Raw genomic sequence first — 21,592 nt, forward strand, 5'->3', positions numbered from 1 at the left:
GGACCGGGGCCCCCGCAGATCGAGCGATCATCGGACCTTCGGCCCTCAGTCGGAGACCGCCTCCGAGAGGACCCCCGCACCCGCCTTCCCGCGCCCGTCGGCGGGAGCGTCGGCGCGCGCCTCCGGCGAGCCGTGCGGCGGCACGTCCGCCAGGACCTCGGCGAGGACCCGGGCGGCCCGTTCCACGTCCGCGAAGCCGACGTAGAGCGGGGTGAATCCGAACCGCAGCACGTCCGGGCGGCGCAGGTCGCCGACCACCCCGCGCCGGATCGTCTCGGCCATGACGGCGGGCGCCTCCGCGCAGCGCAGCGCCACCTGGCTGCCGCGCTCACCGTGCTCCGCGGGGGTGAGGGACTCGACCCGGTCCGCCGGCGCGTACTCCCGTACGCACTCCAGGAAGAAGTCCGTCAGGGCGAGCGACTTGGCCCGCACGGCGTCGAGGGAGACGTCCTCCCACACGTCCAGCGCCGCTTCGAGCGCCAGCATGGAGAGGATGTCCGGGGTGCCGACGCGGCCGCGCCGCGCGCCCTCGGCCGGGCGGAAGCCGGACGTCATGCCGAACGGGTCGGCGTGCGAGTTCCAGCCGGGGAGCGGCGAGTCGAAGGCGGCCTGGTGGCGTTCGGCGACGTACAGGTAGGCCGGCGAACCGGGCCCGCCGTTCAGGTACTTGTACGTGCAGCCGACCGCCAGGTCGACGCCGTGGACGTCCAGGCCGACGGGCAGCGCGCCCGCGCTGTGGCACAGGTCCCAGACGGCGAGCGCGCCCGCCGCGTGCAGCGCCGCCGTGATGCCGGGCAGGTCCTGGAGGCGGCCGGTGCGGTAGTCGACGTGGTTGACGAGTGCGCAGCTCGTGCGGGGGCCCACCGCGGCCGGGATGCCGGCCGGGTCGACGGGCACCAGCCGGCGGCCGGTCATCCGGGCCGCCGACTCGGCGATGTACCCGTCGGTGGGGAACGTCGTCGCGTCGACGAGGATCTCGTCCCGGTCGTCGCCGGCCAGCCGGACGGCGCCCACCACGGCCTTGAAGACGTTCACGCTGGTCGAGTCGCCGACGACGACCTGGCCCGGGGCGGCGCCGACGAGCGGGGCGAGCCGGTCGCCGATCCGCTCGGGCGCGGTCCACCAGCCGCTCTCGTCCCAGGACCGGATGCGCAGCTCGCCCCACTCGCGGGTGAGGACGTCCGCCATCCGGCCGGGGACGTGGGCGGGCAGGGCCCCGAGCGAGTTCCCGTCGAGATAGACGACCTCGTCGAGGGCGAACTTCTCGCGCAGCTTGCCGAGATCGTCCTCGGCGTCGCGCCGCAGCGCCTTCTCGCGCAAGGACTCAGACATGGCTGCGGGCCGTCCACAGCTCGGGGAACACGTTCTTCTGGGCCCGCTTCTCCAGCCAGGCCACGCCCGCGGAACCGCCCGTGCCCGTCTTGGAACCCATGGCACGCCGGGTCGCCACCAGGTGGTCGTTGCGCCAGCGCCAGACCAGCTCGGCGACATCGCTCAACGCCTCGCCGAGGCGTACCAGTTCGCCGTTCTGGTCGGGGTCGGCGTAGATCCCGGCCCAGACCCGCTCGATCTCGGGCGACGCCTCGTACCTCTTCGACAGGTCGCGGCCGAGGACGGCGGCCGGCACGGGCAGACCGCGCCGGGCCAGCAGCCCGAGCACCTCGTCGTAGAGGCTCGGCTCCTGGATCGCCTTCTCCAGCTCCGCGTGGACCCGGGGCGCGCCGCGGTGCGGCACCAGCATCGACGCGGACTTCTCGCCGAGCAGGAACTCCATCCGGCGGTACATCGCCGACTGGAAGCCGGAACCCTCGCCGAGGGCCCCGCGGTAGGCGTTGAACTGGGCCGGGGTGAGCTGGGCGAGCGGCCGCCAGGAGTGGTTCAGGGCCTCCAGCTCGCGCACGGAGCGCTTCAGCGCGTCCATCGCCACGGGGACGCGGTCCTCGCGCAGCGCGCGGCCGGCGGTCTCCCACTCGTGGACGATGACGGTGAACCACAGCTCCATGACCTGGGTGGTGACCAGGAAGACCATCTCGCCCGGATCGTCGGAGCGCAGGTGCTGGAGGTGGGTGAGGACGTCCGCCTGGACGTAGTCCTCGTACGGCGTCGTGCCCGCGAAGTCGAGGTTCGGGTCATCGACCGAACCGGCTCCAGAGGCATCGGGGAAGGTGGACATTTCTGTCTCCTCGATACGTATTACCGGGTAGCGGTCCGCTCCTTCCGTGTGGCAGTGGAGCCCCGGTCCCCTCGGGTGCGCGAGCTGCGTCGCACGCGTCCCCTCCGCATCATGACACGATCGGACCGCTGATGTAGCTACCGTCTTCGTCATACGGAAACGCGTTCGACTTGCATCCGTGGAGGCCCTTGATCTGCTGCATCATCACGGGCGCGAGCTTCCCCTCGCCGGGACAGCCCATGTGCGTGCGGATGCCGATCTCGTGGCCGACCTCGTGGTTGATGATCAGGTGGCGGTACGCGGAGGGCGGGCCGGCGAAGGTCGGGGAGCCCAGCATCCAGCGCCGGAGGTTCACCACGACACCGCTCGTGGTCTCGCAGTTCAGCTCGCCGCGGGTGTTGAGGCCGTTGGCGAGGCAGAGCCTGTCGGCGGTGTCCGGGGTGGCGATCCGGATGACGAAGTCGGCGTTCCCGGTGACCAGCTGAAACCGGCCACGGCCGTGGGCCGCCCAGCCCTGGGGGTGGGCGAGGATCCGCTCGATCTCGGCGGCGGCCTCACGTGCGGAGAGGGCGATGCCGTCCTCGACCTGGACGCGGTAGCGGCGCAGCGAGCCTCCTGTGCCGACGGGGGCGCCGGAGGCCCGGGCGGTGGTGAAGGTCCCGGCTCCGCTGGTGGGGACCGTCGGATGACCGGGCTTCGGCGTCGGCTTCGGCTGGGGCTTCGGGGAGGTCGTCGGCTTGGGCGGGGGCGTGGGCGCCGGCGGCGTGGGGCGGGGCGCGGTGGTCGTGGCCACCGGGTCCGGCGGCGGGGCGGCCGCGGCGCCGGCGCTCCGGTCGTCCTGGAGGTGGGCGAGGGCGGCGCCGCCGCCGAGGGACAGGGCGACCAGGCCGAGCACGAGGAGGAACAGCCGCGCCACGGGGCGCCGTCCGGCCCGGCCTCGTCCTCGGCGGCGGTCCGGCGCTCGTCGCCGTCCAGCGGGTGCGGCCGCGCGCTTGCCCAAGACAGAATTCTCCCCTGCGTGTGCCGGGATGGGGGAGAGGGTGGGGCCTCTGCGCCGGCGGCTCGGTCCAACGGTCCGAAGGATCGTAACCGCCCTTTCGAACGCGCTTCGAACGACCGCCGGACTATGACCGGTTTTGACGGGCGGGGGGTCCGGGAGGCGGCGCCGACGCGGCGGGCCCCGGAGCGGCGGGGCGCGGCCCGCGGGTGGGGCTCGGGTCCGGCGGAGACGTGTCACCCCGGGCGCGCGGTGTCGCTCGCCCGGGGCGGGTGCCGTCTCGTACGGAAGCGCGGGCTCAGCCGAGGGTGTCGGCCGCCGTCTGGGAGGAGTCGCGCAGGAAGGTCGAGCAGCGCTCGTACTCGTCCTTCTCGCCGATGTCGCCCGCCGCCCGCGCCAGCGCGTGCAGGGCCCGCAGGAAGCCGCGGTTCGGCTCGTGCTCCCACGGGACAGGGCCGTGGCCCTTCCAGCCGCTGCGGCGCAGCGCGTCGAGGCCCCGGTGGTATCCGGTACGGGCGTAGGCGTACGACTCGATGACCCGGCCGCCGTCGTAGGCCTCGTCGGCGAGCTGGGCCCAGGCGAGCGAGGAGGTCGGGTACTTCGCGGCGACGTCCGCCGGCGCCGTGCCGCTCGCGAGCAGTTCGCGCGGCTCGGGATCGTCGGGCAGGTGGGTGGGGGGCGGTCCGCCCAGCAGGTTCTCGTGGAGTGCCATGGCCCCAGTCTGCCTCAGCGCCGCCGCCCGGTGGTCGCCGGATTCGCCGCCGCCCGGCCCCGGCACGCCCCGCCCGGCGATCGCCGCGTCCCCCGGCGCCCCCCCGTCCGGCTCAACGGTCGCCGCCCGGACGATCGCCGGACCGGCCCTGCCCGCCCGGCTCACCGATCGCCGGAGCGCCCCCGCCCGTCCTGCTCGCCGGACCGGCCCCGCTCCCCCGGCTCCAGCGGCGGCGCGGTCACCCCGCAGTGCACCCGGCACCCCGGATGGCATTCCGCGGCCGCCTTCGGGTTCCGGACCGTCGCCCACGCCAGCACCGCGCCGGCCACCAGCAGCCCCGCGCACATCGGCATGGCCCGCCGGAAGGTCTCCCCGAACTCCTCCGCCGAGCGGTACGCCTCCGGGCCCATGCCCGCCAGCGTCGGCAGCGCCGCCACCGCGAGCAGCCCCGCCGCCCTCGCGGCCGCGTTGTTGATCCCGCTCGCCAGACCCGCCCGGGAGACGTCCACGGACGACAGGACGGTCGCGGTCAGGGGCGCGACCAGGGCGGTCATCCCGAGGCCCAGCACGAGCAGCGCCGGCAGCACGTCGCTCACGTAGGAGGCGTCCTCCCCCACCCGCAGCATCAGCAGCATCCCGCAGGCGCAGAGCAGCGGCCCCACGGTCAGCGGGATCCGCGGTCCGATCCTCTCCCCCAGCTCACCCGACTTCGCCGACAGCAGCAGCATGAGGACGGTCGTCGGCAGCAGCGCCGTGCCCGCGCCGAGCGCGGTGTAGCCGGACACCACCTGGAGCTGGAGCGCGGCCAGGAAGAAGAAGCCGCCGAACGCCGCGTACACGCACAGCGTGACCAGATTGACGACCGTGAACTGCCGGGACGCGAAGATCGAGGGAGGCACCATCGGCTCCTCCCGCCGCCGCTCGAGGGCCACGAACCCGGCTCCGACCGCGAGTCCCAGCGCTCCCGCCCACCACGCTTCGGCGATCAGCGCATAGGTGACGAAGGCGAGCGCCGCCGCACCGAGCACGGCACCGGCGACGTCGAAGCGGCCGTGGGCGCTCTCGTCCCGCGATTCGGGGACGTGCCGCAGGGCCACCGGCACGCACAGCAGGGCCAGGGGCACGTTCAGCAGGAAGACCCACCGCCAGCCGGGCCCGTCGACCAGCCAGCCGCCCACGAACGGGCCGACGGCCGCTCCCACGCCGCCGAACCCCGACCACAGCCCGACCGCCCGTGCCCGGTCGTCCTTGTGGAAGCTGGCCTGGATCAGGGCGAGGGAACCGGGGGTGAGCAGCGCGCCGCCGATGCCCTGGAGGGCGCGGGCGGCGATCAGGATCCCGGCGTTCGGGGCGAGCCCGCACAGCAGCGACGCGGCCGCGAACCACACCACGCCGACGACGAACACCTTCCGCCGCCCGTACCGGTCGCCGAGGGCGCCACCGAGCAGGATCAGGGCGGCGAGCGTCAGCATGTAGGCGTTGACGGTCCACTGGAGGTCGGCCATGTCCGCGCCGAAGTCCTCGCCGATGTGGGGCAGGGCGACGTTGACGACCGTGGAGTCGAGCAACGCCATCCCGGAGCCGAGGACGGTGGTGAGCATGATCCATCGCCCGGTTCGCGAGGCGAGCCTGATGTCCTCCATGCCTGCATGCTGCCCCGAACGCGAAGGCCCCGCCCGCCGGACGGCGGACGGGGCCTGGAACGGCCGGACGGCTCAGCGCGTGAAGTTGAAGTACTTCCACGGGCCGTAGACCGTGGCGTTCACGTTGTCGCCTGCGGCGCCGTCGATGTACGCCGAGCGGACGCGGAAGCTCATGCCGGCCGCCCCGTCGCCGTCGAGCGTCACGTACGACTTGCCGTCGGACGCGAGCCGGAAGTACTCCGACCCCCCGTCACGCCAGGCACCGGCGTAGTAGTACTGCAGGTCGAGGCGGGTGTGGCGGTCCGGATAGGCGTTGTGCCACGTCGTGATCAGCGCGTCGGCCGACTGGCGGTAGGTCTGGTGCCAGACGTTGCCCAGCTTGGTCCACTTGTAGTGGCGCGAGAGCGCCGTCGTGACGCCGGCCCGGGTGTAGACACCGGACTTGGCCGAGGCGTACGCGTTGCGCGCGTCGCCCGTGAAGACCGCCGTCACCGTGGTGTCGCGGCTCATCCACATCGTCGCGGACAGCTTGCCCACCGAATTGACCGTGCCGCGCTTGAGCAGCCGCTTGGGCTCGGGGCCCCACGGGTCGGCCCAGATCTCCACGGTGCGGTTCTTGTACGTCGGGCCGAGGGTGGCCGTGTACGTCACGTTGGTGCCGTAGTTGACCGTCAGGCCGTTCCGGTCCAGCGTCAGCGCCGTCTTGACGTGCGACACCTTGACGAGGGCCGTTCCCGAGGCCGCGGCGTGCGCGGTGCCCCCGGCGTACGTCACCTTGTAGGTGACGTTCCCGGCCGCGGTCGGGGTGTCGGTGAGCGAGAACGCCCCTCCGGCCGAGAGCGTCGTGGTGCCGAGCGCCTTGCCCTGCGGCGCCTCGACGTCGTACCGGGTCACGGCGACGGTCGTCCCGGCCGGCAGCGGCCGGGTGGCGGTGACCGTGCCGGTCACCGTCAGCGGCTTGGCACGGGCCGCGGTCGCCGGTGCCTTGACCGTGATGACCGGCAGCGCCTTGGTGGAGTCGTCGTACACGCGCAGGGTGCGCACGCCGTAGCTGTTCTCCGAGACCGCGAACAGCTTGGCGGCGTCGGGAGCCCAGGCCAGGGCGCCCGGCAGCAGGGTGTCGGCGCCGCTGTTGCCGCCGGTGTTCGGGAAGTCGTACTGCCGCACCGGCTTCGCCGTGCCCGGCTCGAAGACGTGGATGTCCGGGTCGTACCAGGAGAACGTGCCGCCCGCGATGCTTCCGTTCGGCGCGATGGCCACGGAGTTCGGGTAGGGGTTGCTGGTGTACTGGATCTGCTCGGACAGGTCCGCGGTGGAGAACGCCGGGTGGTGGTACGGCGCGCCGCTGGACGTGATGACCTGCTGCCCGTCCGGCGTGACGTCCAGCTCCTGGAGGCTGCCGTTGACCGACTTGCTCGCCTTCACGGCGGGGACGCCGGCCGAGACGTCGTAGACGGCCAGGGTCGTCGGCGACGAGTCCCTGTCCCCGACGGCCAGCACGTGCGGCGCCGCGGGGTCCGAGCCGAGCAGCAGCGTGGCACCGCTGGACCACAGACCACCCTCGACCTGGTCGAGGGCGACGACCGGCTCGCCGCCGGTCAGGTCGAGCGAGCCGACCTCGGCCCCGGCGTAAGCGAACCAGAGCTTGCCGCCGGCCTGGGCGAGAGCGCCCTGCACGTCGGCGCCCACGGCGTACGACACGGCCTGAGCGGTCTGGGTGTCGACCTCGACGATCGCGTCCTTGCCGGCCACGGCCGCGTAGACGCGGGAGGAGTCGGCGGAGAGTTCCAGGCTCTTCACGCCGGGCAGGTCCACGACGGTCGTCAGGACCGTGCCCGCGTAGTCGGTGACGACCAGCTTGCCGCCGGTCGGGTCGCTGATGAAGACCTTCTGGTGGACGCCGTCGACCACCATGTCGCCCACGGACGACACCGGCAGGACCTTGCTGCCGTCGGCAGCGGCGGAGCCCGCCGAACCCGCGACGAGCGCCGCGGAGCTGAAGAGAACCGCGAGCGACGTCGCGGCGGAAAGAGTGCGCTTGCGCACGATGATGTGACCCCCCAATGGTCCCCGGCCCCGTTACGTCAGGGGCCGGTGAGCGAAGAGTAGATCACCGCGCGGACAGCCCGCCTCCCGGTATCCGGTGAGCGCTCTCCCCCTACGGTCAGCGGGACCGCAGCCTGCTCGCCGCTCTCACCAGGGCGTCCACGCCCCGTTCCGCCTTCGCCCGGGGGCAGCCCACGTTGAGCCGGACGAAGCCCGGGGTTCCGTACACCCCGCCCGGCATGATCGCGACCTTCTCCGTCTCGATCAGCTCGCGCTGGAGCGCGCTCTCGTCGATGCCGAGCGGTCGCAGATCGATCCATGCCAGATAGCCGGCCTCCGGCGGCGACCACTGCACCCCCGGCAGGCCCTCGGACAGCCGCCCGGCGAGCATCCGCATCGTGCCGGCCAGATACGCCCGCAGTTCGTCCAGCCAGGGCCCGCCCCGCCGGTACGCGGCGATGTGTGCGGTCAGGGAGAGCACGGCCGGAGAGGCGAGCCCCTCGCCGGTCTCCATGCGCCGGATGAAGGTCTCGCGCTCGCCGGGGTCGCCGATGATGCCGTACGAACCGGTCAGCCCGGGGAAGTTGAACGACTTCGTCCCGGACGTCACCACGGCCCACCGCCGGCCGCGCCCCGCCTCGGCGAAGCGCGTCCAGGGCAGATGGCGCCGGCCCTCGGCCACCATGTCCGCGTGGATCTCGTCGCTGACGACCGCGACGCCGTGCCGCTCGGCGAGGGCGGCGAACCCCGCCAGTTCGTCCTCCCGCCACACCCGGCCCGTGGGGTTGTGCGGCGAGCAGAGCAGCAGCATTCGGGTGCCGGGCCGGGCCAGCTCCGCCTCCAGCGCCTCCTCGTCACCGATCGCCACGCCCCGCAGCTCCCGGCCGAGGCCGGTGACGGCCTTACGGAAGCCGTCGTAGGTGGGGGTGTGCACGGCGACGCCGTCCCCGGGCTCGGTCCACATCCGCAGGAGCTGCGAGAGCTGGTTGAGCACGGAGGGGGCGTAGACCAGCGCCTCCGGGTCGATCTCGGTGTCGTACCGCGTCGCGTACCACTCGCGTACGGCTTCCCGGAACTCCCCGAGACGCCAGTCGGTGTAGCCGAAGACCCCGTGGTCCACGCGCGCGCGCAGCGCGTCGAGGACGGCGGGCGGGGAGGCGAAGTCCATGTCGGAGATGGTGAAGGGCAGCAGCTCGGGGACGCCGAAGCGGTCCGCTATGCCGTCCCACTGGACGGACCAGGTACCGCGCCGGTCCGTCTCCCGGTCGAAATCGAACACCACGCCTCACTTCCGGATACGACGACGGGCCCGGCACCACTCTCGTGGTGCCGGGCCCGGTCGCACAACAGCGGTTACTTCAGCTTCGTACCGGTCGAGCGCAGCGCCGCGCACGCCTCGGTCACGCGCTTGGCCATACCCGCCTCGGCCAGCTTGCCCCAGGTCCGCGGGTCGTAGGTGGACTTCGTGCCCACCTCGCCGTCGACCTTGAGCACACCGTCGTAGTTCTTCAGCATGTGGTCGGCGACCGGACGCGTGAAGGCGTACTGGGTGTCGGTGTCCAGGTTCATCTTCACGACGCCGTTCTCCAGCGCGGTGGCGATCTCCTCGGCCGTGGAGCCGGAGCCGCCGTGGAAGACGAAGTCGAACGGGGCCGCCTTGCCGAACTTCTCGGCGACGCCCGCCTGGAGGTCCTTCAGCAGCTCGGGACGGAGCACGACGTTGCCCGGCTTGTAGACACCGTGGACGTTGCCGAAGGAGGCGGCCAGCAGGTAGCGGCCCTTCTCGCCCAGGCCCAGGGCCTCGGCGGTACGGATGGCGTCCTCGACGGTGGTGTACAGCTCGTCGTTGATCTCGTGGGTGACGCCGTCCTCCTCGCCGCCGGTCGGGGTGATCTCGACCTCAAGGATGATCTTGGCGGCGACGGCCTTGGCCAGCAGTTCCTGACCGATGGCCAGGTTGTCGGCGAGGGTCTCGGCGGAGCCGTCCCACATGTGCGACTGGAACAGCGGGTTGCGACCGGCCTTGACGCGCTCGGCGGAGATGTCGAGCAGCGGGCGGACATAGCCGTCCAGCTTGTCCTTCGGGCAGTGGTCGGTGTGCAGCGCGACCGTGATGTCGTACTTCGCGGCGACGATGTGCGCGAACTCGGCCAGGGCGACGGCGCCCGTGACCATGTCCTTCTTGTACTGGCCACCCAGGAACTCGGCGCCGCCGGTCGAAATCTGGATGATGCCGTCGCTCTCGGCCTCCGCGAAGCCGCGCAGCGCAGCGTGCAAGGTCTGGGACGAGGTCACGTTGATGGCCGGGTAGGCGAACTTGCCTGCCTTCGCCCGGTCGAGCATCTCGTTGTAGACCTCGGGGGTTGCGATGGGCATTCGTCCGCTCCTTGTGATGTGCGGTGTGTGCGTGGCGTGCTTGACCCTGACCTGGGGCGACGTCATCGTCGGGGCCCATCTTTCCAGACTCTCGTCCGGAGACCACGACGAAGGGGTGGAGTGTTTCACGTGAAACACTCCACCCCTTCGAAAAACCCCAGGTCAGAGGCGGTACAGAGGCGCCCCCGGGGCTACGTCACGACTTCGCGTCGGTCAGACGAGCCCGAGGTCGCTCAGCTGGTATCCGGTGAGGTACGGCAGCCCCGCCTCGGCGATCGCGCCGGCCGCGCCCCGGTCCACGATCGTGGCCACGGCGACGACCTCACCGCCCGCCTCGCGCACGGCCTCCACCGCGGTCAGCGGCGAGCCGCCGGTGGTGGAGGTGTCCTCGACGACCAGGCAGCGCTTGCCCTTGACCTCCGTGCCCTCGATGCGGCGCTGCATGCCGTGCGCCTTCTGCGCCTTGCGGACGACGAAAGCGTCCAGACGCTGACCGCGCGCGGCGGAGGCGTGCAGCATGGAGGTGGCCACCGGGTCGGCGCCCAGCGTCAGCCCGCCGACGCAGTCGAAGTCGAGCTCCGCGGTGAGGTCGAGCATGACCTGACCGACCATCGGCGCGGCCTCGCCGTCCAGAGTGATCCGGCGCAGATCGATGTAGTAGTCGGCTTCCCGCCCCGAGGAGAGGGTCACCTTGCCGTGCACCACGGCCTTGTCCTTGATCTGCTGGAGCAGGTCAGCACGTACGTCAGTCATGACCACGAGCTTAGGGGGTGACCTGTCGGTCGGGCCGGTCGAGATCCCCCGCTCGGACCCTCCGGGCCTCGCGGCGGGTGCCCAGCCGGCGCCGGCCCGCCGCCGCGATGTCGTCGGGGCCGCTCAGAGCCGCCGCCAGGCGAAGGTCGCCGAGATCTCCAGGGGATCGATGGGGGTCACGTAGCGCGGGTGGGTGTTGAGGCCGTTGGGCGGCCCTGACTGCGGCTCCACGCAGACCGCCTCCTTCGGCTCGTCGTAGACGACGACCCAGGGGGACCGGCTGGTCACCTTCAGCTCCAGCTGCTCCGGCCAGGTGAGGGTGACGTCGACGCCGTCGGGCATGCCGAAGCAGTCGTCCCAGGGGCCGGGGAGGGGGTCGGTCCTCCGGCCGGTGGGGAGGTGGTCCGCACCCCGCTCCTCCTGCCAGGCAGCGGTGAAGTCGATCCGCACGTCCTGGCCGTCGCCGCCCAGATTCCGCAGGAACCATGGGTGCCAGCCGGCCTGGGCCGGGAAGCTGTCCCCGGCCGTCTCCACGCCGAGCGTGAGCGTGAGGCCGTCCTCGGTCAGCTCGAAGAGCTGGGTGACCCGCCCTTCGTACGGCCACGGCGCCGCGAGGTCGTAGGCGAAGGCGGCCTCGCGCTCACCGGCGCGGGCCGTCCTCCACGCCGTGTCACGGCCGGTGCCGTGGATGGCGTGCGGGGGCGCGTTGAGGGGCAACTGGTGGCTGGTCGCGCCGTCCTGGAAGCGCCCGTTCGCGGTGCGGCCACACCACGGAACCATCGGGAAGCACCCGTACCGCTCCCCCTGCCGCAACAGCTCGGTGCCGCCGATGCGCAGGCTCTCGATCCGGCAGCCGTTGTCGGGGTCGATGGTCAACTCGGCGTCGCCCGCCGTCAGTCGCGTCTGCTTGGTCACGGTCCGACCTTAGACGGGATCAGTGGCGACGGCGCAGGGCTCGGCCGACGACGACCGCGGAGGCGAGGGCGAGTGCGGCAGCGGGGGCGAGCCAGCGCAGGGTGGCGCCTGCGCTGCTGGAGTCGGGGGCGGGGACGGGGGCGTACCGGCCGCGCGGCGGGGCGTGGTCGACCTCCTCAGCACTGCGCCCGATCATCGTCCGGCGGGCGTGCGCGGCCTCTGCGGCGGCGGGTTCGGCGGGGTACTCCACCGGCGCGTCCTCGAAGTCGTCGCCCAGGAGGGGGTCGAGGGAGGGCGGCGGGACGGGAGTGTCGTAGACCGACGGCCGGTGTGGTTCCTCCACGCCGTCGTCGACACCGTCACTGTCGCTGTCGGCCTCGTCCTCCGCGTCCGGCCCGGACAGGTCAGGACGGGCGCCTGATCCGGCCGGCGCGGCCTCTGCGGCGTCGGCGTCCTCGTCCGCTTCCAGGTCCGCGTCCGTCTCGTCGGTGGCGGCGTCGGTCCGGAGGTGGGCGACCGCCGCGGCGGTCAGGCTCTCCGCGAGCCGGTCGCAGAGCCGGGCACCGGCCGAGGCACGCGTCTCCTCGGACAGCTCGGCGAGGCGGCCGTCCGCGGTCAGGGTGCCGCTGAAGGCGAGCGAGGTGCCGTCCTTCACCGGCGTGAGCCTCAGCGTCAGGGACAGCTTCGCCGAGCCCTTGCCCCGCACCTCCGTGCCCTCGCCGTCGACGGAGAGGACCCCGTCGCGTTCGGTCAGCCGGAGGGCGCCCCGGTAGGTGATCGTGTGACCGCCGGCCCGGACTTTGAGGCGGCCCGAGAGCGGGCCCGCCTCCGCGTCGGCGTCCTGCTGGAGGCCGGGGACGCAGCGCGCCACCCGAGCCGGGTCCGTCAGCGTCTCGCGCAGGACCTCGGCCGGAACCGGAACGAACACCTCATGCTCCATGGAAACCGAGCCTACTCAGCCCCGGTCGCTGCGTCGCCTGTTTCGACGGCCACGGCACGCCGTCGCGCGCGGCGGCAGCCTCCGAACCCGCCGGAGCCGCACGGCCCGTCCGAGGACCCGACGGCGCGGCGGCAGCCTCCGGAATGCCCGCTTACCGCCTCGCCGCCCGCGGTCAGCCGCCGGATCTCCGCCGACCGGCTTCCCGGCCCGCGGTCAGCCGCCGTAGCGCGGGTGGACGAGCGTCGAGGGAGGCAGGTCGCCGGTCCGGGTCCGCTCCACCCTCCGCGCCTCCGCTTCCAGTCCGCCCACCGTGACGGACCGCAGCCCGGGCGCGTCGGCGGCGAGGCCCAGGGCGGGCGGGTAGGGGCCGGGGGCGGCGAGAAGGTATCCCCGGTCCGTCGTCCCGGCGCCCTCACGGCCGGGGCGTCCGACCCGGTCCGGGCCCCCGGCGAAGCCGCTGCCGCCCCCGCTCGCCCCGTAGGGCCGGACCGCGAACCCGGCGGACCGCAGGGTGGCCTCCACGGTCCAGAAGGTGCGGGGGCGGCCGGAGGCCGGGCCCGCGTGGACGACGAGCCGTCCGCCGTCCGCGAGGATCCGGGCGGCCAGTCCGTAGAACTCCTCCGAGTACAGCTTGGTGCTGGAGGTGATCCCCGGATCGGGCAGGTCCGAGACGATCACGTCGTACCGCGGCTCGGGCACCGGCTCCGAGCCCGTCCCCGCCCCGCGCAGCCAGTGGAAGGCGTCGGCGTGGACCACCCGCACGCGCGGGTCCCGCAGGGCGTTGCCGTTGAGCGCGGAGAGCTGGGGGTCGGTCCGGGCGAGGTGGACGACTCCGGGGTCGAGCGCGAGGACGGTGACCGAACGGACTGCCGGATACCGCAGCACTTCGCGCGCGGCGAGGCCGTCTCCGCCGCCGATGACGAGCACGCGCGCGTGGGGTCCGTTCATCGCGGGGTGCACCAGCGACTCGTGGTGGCGGTACTCGTCCCGGCCCCCGCCCCTGAGCCGTCCGTCGAGGAAAAGCTCGGGCGGCCCGCCGTGCTCGCCGGTCAGCACGACCTCCTGCATCCCGGTGCGGACGGCGACCCGCACGCCGTCGCCGTAGACCGCGCGCCGGGCCGCCTGCTCGAAGTCGTCGACGAGGACGGTCGCGGTGGCGAGCACGGTGAGGACGGTGAGGTTGGCAGCGATCAGCAGTGCCCGGGACCGGGCGGTCAGGTCCCGCCGGAACAGCCACAGCACGAGGCCGCCGCCCGCGACGGCGTTCACCGCTCCGGTCACCAGCGCCCCGGTGAGCTGGCCGAGCCAGGGAAGCAGGAAGAAGGGAAACGCGAGGCCGCCGACCAGCGCTCCGACGTAGTCCGCCGCGAAGAGGTCGGCCACCGTCCCGGCGGGGTCGTCCTGGTCCCGCGCGCCGGGGGCGCGCGCCGACTCGGCCCGCTGGATCAACGACATCAGGAGCGGGATCTCGGCGCCGATGAGCACCCCGATGGCGAGCGAGAACGCCACCAGGACGTACCGGGACTCGCCGAGCCAGGCGAACGCGGCGTACAGCACGAGCGCGGAGCAGCCCCCGATCAGCGCGAGGGCGGCCTCGACCAGGCCGAAGCCGACCGCCGCGCGACAGCGAAGCCGCTTGGCGAGCAGCGACCCCAGGCCCATCGCGAAGACCATCACGGACAGCACGACGGACGCCTGGGTGACCGAGTCGCCGATCAGATACGAGGCGAGCGCGACCAGCTCCAGTTCGTAGACCAGTCCGCAGGCCGCGCAGACGAAGACCACCACGAGAACCGGAGACCGCACCGCACTCGGCCGAACAGGCGGCCGCGTCACCCTTCGGGGAGGCATGGTGACAGGCGGATCGATCATGCACGTAACGCTACGTCACGCCCGTATCGCTTCTTGTCACCCACACGAGTGCACCTGACGCACCCGAGGGGCGCATCAGAGTGCGGCAGGCATACGAACGCCGATCCGTGTCCGGGTGACGACCAGCTGCCCTTCCTGGGGGTACGCGTGCCAGGTGCGCCACCGCACCTGGCCCTCGTGGCGCTGCGCCAGCATGGCCGTGAAGGCGTGCGGCGAGCCGGGGAACGTCCCCGCGAGGCCGTTCGGGTGGTCGGCGACGAGCGCGAGCAGCTCCTGCGCGCGGCCCGCGAAGGAGCCGTGCGACAGCGTCTCGACGCGCGCCGCGAATTCGTAGTCCCACTCGCCCACCCGCTTGGAGACGCCCAGCGGCAGCGGCGTACTGCTGCCGGGCATGCAGGCCACCGTCTCCGAACAGCTGCGGCCCTCTTCTTGCAGAAGGACCTGGTGGGAGGCGCCGAGCAGGCGCAACTGCAGTTTCGCTCCGGCCAGTTCGAGATCGAGGACGGCGAGGGCGGGCAGCGGCTCGCGCCCGAGCGCCCACGCCAGGTCGGCCGCGCGCGTGTCGGTGTAGGAGGTCTTCAGGGTCGTGAGCATGGGTCGGCTCCGCAAACACGGTTTGACGGGTGGGCCGGGGGCGCCCCGGAGAAGGGTCCAACGGGAGTGGGGGATCGCCGACTCGGGTCCACACACGGTCCGAGGGCTGGATGTTTCCAACAGCGAGGGAATCATGAACTGCGGGAAGCTCACAGCGTTTTTACCCAACTTGACGTGGTTTCCATCCCCTCGGGGGCCCCACGGTTCAACTGTTCAAGACGAATCGACAGCGCGCCTTCAACAAGAAGGAGCCTGGGGGACGTTGGCCCCACCAGACTCCCGCGCCCCACCAAGCCTCCTCGGGTGGCGGGGGCGACCGCCCCGTGCCGGTCGCCCCCGCCGCCCCCGGAGCGGGCCGCGCCCCGGGCCGCTCACCCCGTCCCCGCCCCGGGGCGGGCCGTCCCCCCGGTGGTCAGTCGCCCCCGCCGCCGCCTCCGCAGCCGCTCCCGCAGGACGAGCCGCACGACGAACCACCGCCGTCGGAACCGCCACCGCCCTCCCACCAGCCGCGCCGCCGGCCGCGCGACCGGCTCCGCCCGCCCCGGCCGGAGACCACGCACACCCCGACGAGGAGGACCACACCCGCGATCAGTAGTACTTCCATTCGTTTCACCCCCGTGTATTCGCTGTGGAGGGGGGATGCCCTTCCCCGTCTTCGCCCAAAGCGCACTTGAGGAACTCCAGAGCTTCGGCCCAGGATGGCCGCCATGACACGACCGCCGCTCAACCGCAGGCTCGCCGAGTTCGGGACGACGATCTTCGCCGAGATGTCCGCACTGGCCGTCAAGACCGGGGCGATCAACCTCGGCCAGGGCTTCCCCGACACCGACGGCCCCGAGGAGATCCGGGAGGCCGCCGTCCGGGCGCTCCGCGACGGGCGCGGCAACCAGTACCCGCCGGGGCCCGGCGTCCCCGAGCTGCGCACCGCCGTCGCCGAACACCAGAGCCGTCGGTACGGACTGGAGTACGACCCCGACGCGGAGGTGCTGGTCACGGCGGGCGCGACCGAGGCGATCGCCGCCGCCCTGCTCGCCCTCGTGGAGCCGGGCGACGAGGTGATCGCCCTGGAGCCGTACTACGACTCGTACGCCGCGTGCGTCGCGATGGCGGGCGGGACCCGCGTGCCCGTCACCCTCCGTCCCGCGGACGGGCGTTTCGTCCTCGCCCTGGAGGAGCTGCGCGCCGCCGTCACCGACCGGACCCGGCTGATCCTCCTCAACACCCCGCACAACCCGACCGGCACCGTCCTCACCCGCGCCGAACTCGCCGCGGTCGCCGAACTGGCGGTCGAGCGCGACCTGCTCGTCGTCACCGACGAGGTCTACGAACACCTCGTCTTCGACGAGGCCGTGCACATCCCCCTCGCGAGCTTCCCCGGCATGCGGGAACGTACGGTCACCATCGGCTCGGCCGGCAAGACCTACTCCTTCACCGGCTGGAAGGTCGGCTGGCTCACCTCCACCCCGGCGCTGACCACCGCGGTCCGCTCCGCCAAGCAGTACCTCACGTACGTCGCCTCCGGCCCCTTCCAGTACGCGATCGCCGAGGCGCTGCGCCTGCCGGACACGTACCTCGACGGCCTGCGCGCCGACCTGCTCGCCAAGCGCGACCTGCTGAGCGACGGCCTCGCCGCCGCCGGCTTCGACGTCTACCGCCCGGCCGGCACCTACTTCGTCACCGCCGACATCCGGCCCCTCGGCGAGACCGACGGCATCGCGTTCTGCCGCTCCCTCCCCGAGCGCGCCGGCGTGGTCGCCATCCCGAACGCCGTCTTCTACGACCACCGTGACGCCGGGGCCCCCTTCGTCCGGTTCGCCTTCTGCAAGCGGCGTCCCGTCCTGGAGGAGGCGGTCGGCCGCCTGAAGGCCCTGGCGCCCTGACCACCCGCCCCGGCCCTCTGAGCCGGGAATCTTTCACCCGGGTGGGCCCGTCGCACTCGCGCGCCCCCTCCGTGCCGCGCGGATTGTCAGGTAGACCGATTTGTCGGGCCGACCTGATTCCCGCGCGCACGGAGGTGCACCCTGTCCGCCGAGACTCTCGACCGCCCGGCGACCGCCGGCGTCCGCAGCGTCCCCCGCTCGCGGGCGGCCCTGCACCGGGCCGCGCCGGCGCTCGGGCTCTTCGCCGCCGCGCGGCTCACCGGGATGCTCGTCCTCGCCCTCGCCGCCTGGCACACCGGCCGCTCGCCGCGCGCGCTGCTCGCCAAGTCCTGGGACTCCGACTGGTACGTCCGGATCGCCGCGCACGGCTACGGCAGGACCCTGCGCTGGCCCGACGGCGTGGTCCAGTCCGACCTGGCGTTCTTCCCGCTCTACCCGGGGCTCGTCCGGTCCCTCACCACCGTCCTGCCGGTCGCCGGCGGCACCGCCGGCCTGCTCCTGTCCTGGCTCGCCGCGGGGGCCGCCGCCTGGGGCGTCTACCTGGTCGGCGAACGGCTGTACGGGCGCCGCGCGGGAGTCGTCCTCGTGCTGCTGTGGGGTCTGCTGCCCCACTCGATCGTGCTGACCATGGCGTACACCGAACCGCTGATGACGGCCTTCGCCGCCTGGTCGCTGTACGCGCTGCTCACCCGCCGCTGGCTGTGGGCGGGCGCGCTCGCGTCCCTGGCCGGGCTCTCCCGGCCCAACGGCATCGCCGTCGCGGCCGCCGTCCTGGCGGCGGCCGGCTACGAGCTGTGGCGGCGGCGCGGGCGGGTGGACGGGGCGGTGTGGGCCGCCGCCGCGCTGGCCCCCGCCGGGTGGCTCTCGTACCTGCTGTGGGTCGGCGCCCGCCGGGGCGACCTGCTCGGCGGCTACTTCGCCGTCCAGGACGGCTGGACCTCGCGCTTCGACTTCGGCGAGGGCGCGCTGCGCTTCGTCCGGGAGATGCTCAAGGGGCCGACGCAGTTCGGTTTCGCGATGGCCCTGGTGATCACCGCGGCCGGTGTGGTGCTCTTCGCGCTGCTCGCGGTGGCCGAGCGCCCGCCGCTGCCCGTGCTCGTCTACACGGGCGTGCTGGTCCTCATCGCCGTCGGCGGCTCCGGCTTCTTCGAGTCCAAGCCGCGCTTCCTGGTGCCCGCGTTTCCGCTGCTCCTGCCGCTGGCCCTCGCACTGACGAGAGCCCGGCCGAGGGCCGCGATCGTGGTGATCACGGCCCTGGCCGGGCTCTCGTTCGGCTACGGCGTCTATCTGCTGACGCTCGCGCACATGGCGCTCTGAGGCCCGCGCCCGGGCCCGCGAGTCCGGCGTGCGGTCCTACTCGGACTCGCCGGACTCCTTGTCCTCGGGGGACTCCAGGCCGAACTGCTCCACGAGCCACTTGTCGAACTCGATCGACGCGCGGACCCAGCTGACCGTGGAGGACACGAAGTGCTCCAGGGCGACGCCGGTGCCGATCAGCATCTGCGCCTCGCCGATGAGGCGGAGGGTCGCGGAACCGTCCTCCTCCTCGTGCAGGTGGGTGTAGACCTTGGGCCACAGGGTGCGGCGGTTCCAGTCGTCGATCGCGTCGAGGATCCTGACGCGGTCGTCCGCCGAGTGCGGGCGGTCGTAGAACGTCCGCACCGAGAAGACCTTCTGCTCGTCCTCACCGCGGAACATGAAGTACGTGCGGAATTCCTCCCACGGCGCCGCGAGGTCACCCTCGTCGTCGACGACGTACTTCAGCTCCATCTGGTCGAGGAGCTGCTTGACCAGGTCCTGGTCGGGGACGACGGGGCCCGCCGGTCCTGCGGCCTGAGGCTGGGGCTGGCCCCCGAAATTCGGAATCGAGGACGGGTCGATGCTCACCGTGAATATCCCTTCGTACGGTTGCCGCCATCCTCTCCCATGCCGGGCGGTCCGTGGCAAGCCCCGCCTCCCGCGATCCGCTGCGGGCTGACAAGATCTGCTCCCCATGGCGGAGAGGCGGAGCCGTCCGTGACCGGGTCAGGCCACCGCTGTCACGTCGCCGGTCCCACGATCAGACCGTCCTCGAAGCGGTCGACGCGCACGGTGTCGCCGTCCGTGATCTCGCCCGCGAGGATCTCCTTCGCGAGCCGGTCGCCGATCGCCGTCTGGATCAGGCGGCGCAGCGGGCGGGCGCCGTACGCCGGGTCGTTGCCCTCGTCGGCCAGCCACTCCAGCGCCGCCGGGGTGACGTCGAGCGTGAGCCGGCGTTCGGCGAGCCGCTTGGCGAGCCGGTCGATCTGGAGCCGGGCGATCCGGCTCAGTTCGGCCTTGTCGAGGGCCGAGAAGACCACCAGGTCGTCGAGACGGTTGAGGAACTCCGGCTTGAAGGAGGCCCTCACCACCTCCAGGACCCGCTGCTTCTTCTCCTCGGCTCCGGTCAGGGGGTCGACCAGGTACTGGCTGCCCAGGTTCGACGTGAGGATCAGGATGGTGTTGCGGAAGTCCACCGTCCGGCCCTGGCCGTCGGTGAGCCGGCCGTCGTCGAGGACCTGGAGCAGGACGTCGAAGACCTCCGGGTGTGCCTTCTCCACCTCGTCCAGCAGGACCACGCTGTACGGGCGGCGGCGGACCGCCTCCGTGAGCTGGCCGCCCTCCTCGTAGCCGACGTAGCCGGGGGGCGCGCCGACGAGCCGGGCCACGCTGTGCTTCTCGCCGTACTCCGACATGTCGATGCGGACCATGGCCCGCTCGTCGTCGAAGAGGAAGTCGGCGAGCGCCTTCGCCAGCTCGGTCTTGCCGACGCCGGTGGGGCCGAGGAAGAGGAAGGAACCGGTGGGGCGGTCGGGGTCGGCGATACCGGCGCGGGTCCGGCGCACGGCGTCGGAGACCGCCTGGACCGCCTCGGTCTGGCCGATCAGGCGCCGGCCCAGCTCGTCCTCCATCCGCAGCAGCTTCTGCGTCTCGCCCTCCAGGAGGCGGCCGGCCGGGATGCCGGTCCAGGAGCCGACCACGTCCGCGATGTCGTCGGAGCCGACCTCGTCCTTGACCATGGTGTCCTTGGCGGCCTCCTGCTCGGCCTCACTGGCCTCCTCCAGCTCCCGCTCCAGCGAGGGGATCTCGCCGTACAGCAGCTTGGAGGCGGTGTCGAAGTCTCCGTCGCGCTGGGCGCGCTCGGCCTGGCCGCGCAGCTCGTCGAGCTTCTCCTTCAGCTCGCCGACGCGGTTGAGGCCCTGCTTCTCCTTCTCCCAGCGGGCGGTCAGACCGCGCAGCTCCTCCTCCTTGTCGGCGAGGTCGCGGCGCAGCTTCTCCAGGCGCTGCACGGAGGCGGGGTCGCTCTCGTTCTTCAGCGCCAGCTCCTCCATCCGCAGCCGGTCCACGGCGCGCTGGAGCTCGTCGATCTCGACGGGCGAGGAGTCGATCTCCATCCGGAGCCGCGAGGCGGCCTCGTCGACGAGGTCGATGGCCTTGTCGGGCAGGAACCGGGAGGTGATGTACCGGTCGGAGAGGGTGGCGGCGGCCACCAGCGCGGAGTCGGCGATCTGGACCTTGTGGTGGGCCTCGTACCGGCCCTTGAGACCGCGCAGGATCGCGATGGTGTCCTCGACCGTGGGCTCGGCGACGAGGACCTGCTGGAAGCGCCGCTCCAGGGCGGGGTCCTTCTCGATCCGCTCGCGGTACTCGTCGAGGGTCGTCGCGCCGACCATGCGCAGTTCGCCGCGGGCCAGCATCGGCTTGAGCATGTTGCCCGCGTCCATCGCCGAGTCGCCGCCGGCGCCCGCGCCGACGACGGTGTGCAGCTCGTCGATGAAGGTGATGATCTGCCCGTCGCTGGCCTTGATCTCGGAGAGGACGGTCTTCAGGCGCTCCTCGAACTCGCCGCGGTACTTCGCGCCCGCGACCATCGCGCCGAGGTCGAGCGCGACCAGGCGCTTGTTCCGCAGGGACTCGGGGACGTCGCCCTTCACGATCCGCTGGGCGAGGCCCTCGACGACGGCGGTCTTGCCGACGCCGGGCTCGCCGATGAGGACCGGGTTGTTCTTGGTCCGGCGCGAGAGGACCTGGACGACGCGCCGGATCTCCTGGTCGCGCCCGATGACGGGGTCCAGCTTTCCTTCCCGCGCGGCCGCCGTGAAGTCCGTACCGAACTTCTCCAGCGCCTTGTACTGACCCTCCGGGTCGGGTGTGGTCACCCTGCGTCCTCCCCTGCTCTTCTCGAACGCGTCCAGGAGGCTCGTGGCACTCGCCCCCTGCTGGGCGAGGAGTTCGCCCGTCCGGCCGCCCTTCGCCGCGATCCCGATCAGCAGGTGCTCGGTGGACAGGTAGTCGTCCCCGAGCTCCTTGGCGCGCTGGTCGGCGTCGGCGATGACGGCGAGCAGGTCGCGGCTGGGCTGCGGCGGCGCGACCGTGGATCCGGTCACGCTGGGCTGGGCGGCGAGGAGCCGCTCCGCACCGGACCGTACAGCGGCCTGGTCGGCGTCGACGGCCGCGAGCAGGTCGGTGACGTTCTCGTTGTCCTGGCCGGCGAGCAGCGCCAGGAGGACGTGCGCGGGGGTCAGGTCGGGGTGGCCCTCGGACACGGCGCGGCTGCTCGCGGCGTTGAGGGCGTCCCGGCTCTTGTTGGTCAGTTCGGCGTCCACGTGCGGTCTCTCCTCCTGTCACAGCGGGCTGGCCTCGTATGACTCATACAGCGTACACAAAGTTGA

General features: G+C 72.6%; 17 protein-coding genes. 2 read left to right on the forward strand and 15 right to left on the reverse strand.

All coding sequences use genetic code 11. The features are described 5' to 3' along the window. Positions 1-45 precede the first annotated feature (45 nt). The 13 genes from kynU to AB0K65_RS01035 all read right to left on the reverse strand — a co-directional run bounded on the left by kynU (position 46) and on the right by AB0K65_RS01035 (position 15,021). Entirely contained in the window at positions 46-1,332 is a 1,287-nt protein-coding gene (kynU, locus tag AB0K65_RS00975; RefSeq protein ID WP_365712936.1) for a kynureninase, read from the reverse strand. Further along, positions 1,325-2,173, reverse strand: a complete 849-nt coding sequence (locus AB0K65_RS00980; protein WP_365712938.1) for a tryptophan 2,3-dioxygenase family protein — start codon at positions 2,171-2,173, stop codon at positions 1,325-1,327. Before AB0K65_RS00980 ends, kynU begins: the two co-directional genes overlap by 8 nt. A gap of 109 nt (positions 2,174-2,282) precedes the next feature. Further along, positions 2,283-3,080 carry a DUF3152 domain-containing protein gene (locus AB0K65_RS00985; protein ID WP_365713620.1) on the reverse strand — a complete coding sequence of 266 codons (798 nt, stop codon included), beginning with the start codon at positions 3,078-3,080 and terminating at the stop codon, positions 2,283-2,285. 388 nt (positions 3,081-3,468) lie between these two features. After that, a complete protein-coding gene (locus AB0K65_RS00990) occupies positions 3,469-3,882 on the reverse strand; it encodes a DUF3151 domain-containing protein (protein WP_365712940.1) in 414 nt (137 codons plus the stop codon). 161 nt (positions 3,883-4,043) lie between these two features. Then, entirely contained in the window at positions 4,044-5,525 is a 1,482-nt protein-coding gene (locus AB0K65_RS00995) for an MFS transporter (protein ID WP_365712942.1), read from the reverse strand. 72 nt (positions 5,526-5,597) lie between these two features. Beyond that, entirely contained in the window at positions 5,598-7,571 is a 1,974-nt protein-coding gene (locus AB0K65_RS01000; protein WP_365712944.1) for an Ig-like domain-containing protein, read from the reverse strand. A 118-nt stretch (positions 7,572-7,689) separates the two neighbouring features. Beyond that, complete coding sequence (locus AB0K65_RS01005) at positions 7,690-8,850, reverse strand: MalY/PatB family protein (protein WP_365712946.1); 1,161 nt, start codon at positions 8,848-8,850, stop codon at positions 7,690-7,692. 74 nt (positions 8,851-8,924) lie between these two features. Continuing rightward, positions 8,925-9,947 (reverse strand): class II fructose-bisphosphate aldolase, encoded by a 1,023-nt coding sequence (fbaA, locus tag AB0K65_RS01010; protein ID WP_365712948.1) that lies wholly within the window; start codon positions 9,945-9,947, stop codon positions 8,925-8,927. A gap of 213 nt (positions 9,948-10,160) precedes the next feature. After that, positions 10,161-10,700: an orotate phosphoribosyltransferase gene (gene pyrE / locus AB0K65_RS01015; RefSeq protein WP_365712950.1), complete on the reverse strand. Its 540-nt coding sequence runs from the start codon at positions 10,698-10,700 to the stop codon at positions 10,161-10,163. Positions 10,701-10,823: 123 nt separating this feature from the next. Beyond that, positions 10,824-11,615, reverse strand: coding sequence for an aldose 1-epimerase (locus tag AB0K65_RS01020; RefSeq protein ID WP_365712952.1), 792 nt, complete (start codon positions 11,613-11,615; stop codon positions 10,824-10,826). Positions 11,616-11,634: 19 nt separating this feature from the next. Beyond that, positions 11,635-12,555 carry an SRPBCC family protein gene (locus AB0K65_RS01025; protein ID WP_365712954.1) on the reverse strand — a complete coding sequence of 307 codons (921 nt, stop codon included), beginning with the start codon at positions 12,553-12,555 and terminating at the stop codon, positions 11,635-11,637. 213 nt (positions 12,556-12,768) lie between these two features. Next, entirely contained in the window at positions 12,769-14,406 is a 1,638-nt protein-coding gene (locus tag AB0K65_RS01030; protein ID WP_365713622.1) for a polyamine aminopropyltransferase, read from the reverse strand. Positions 14,407-14,502: 96 nt separating this feature from the next. Then, a complete protein-coding gene (locus AB0K65_RS01035) occupies positions 14,503-15,021 on the reverse strand; it encodes a DUF2617 family protein (RefSeq protein ID WP_365712956.1) in 519 nt (172 codons plus the stop codon). 698 nt (positions 15,022-15,719) lie between these two features. Here AB0K65_RS01035 and AB0K65_RS01040 point away from each other — a divergent pair. Further along, positions 15,720-16,901, forward strand: a complete 1,182-nt coding sequence (locus AB0K65_RS01040; protein WP_365712958.1) for a pyridoxal phosphate-dependent aminotransferase — start codon at positions 15,720-15,722, stop codon at positions 16,899-16,901. A 264-nt stretch (positions 16,902-17,165) separates the two neighbouring features. Beyond that, positions 17,166-18,218, forward strand: coding sequence for a glycosyltransferase family 39 protein (locus AB0K65_RS01045; protein WP_365712960.1), 1,053 nt, complete (start codon positions 17,166-17,168; stop codon positions 18,216-18,218). A gap of 36 nt (positions 18,219-18,254) precedes the next feature. On the opposite strand, the gene AB0K65_RS01050 is transcribed toward AB0K65_RS01045, so the two are convergent. Then, positions 18,255-18,788, reverse strand: coding sequence for a YbjN domain-containing protein (locus AB0K65_RS01050; RefSeq protein WP_365712962.1), 534 nt, complete (start codon positions 18,786-18,788; stop codon positions 18,255-18,257). A gap of 152 nt (positions 18,789-18,940) precedes the next feature. Continuing rightward, positions 18,941-21,526: an ATP-dependent chaperone ClpB gene (clpB, locus tag AB0K65_RS01055; protein WP_365712964.1), complete on the reverse strand. Its 2,586-nt coding sequence runs from the start codon at positions 21,524-21,526 to the stop codon at positions 18,941-18,943. Between the last annotated feature and the right edge of the window lie 66 nt (positions 21,527-21,592).

Source organism: Streptomyces sp. NPDC053755, from assembly GCF_040677675.1.
Lineage (GTDB): Bacteria > Actinomycetota > Actinomycetes > Streptomycetales > Streptomycetaceae > Streptomyces.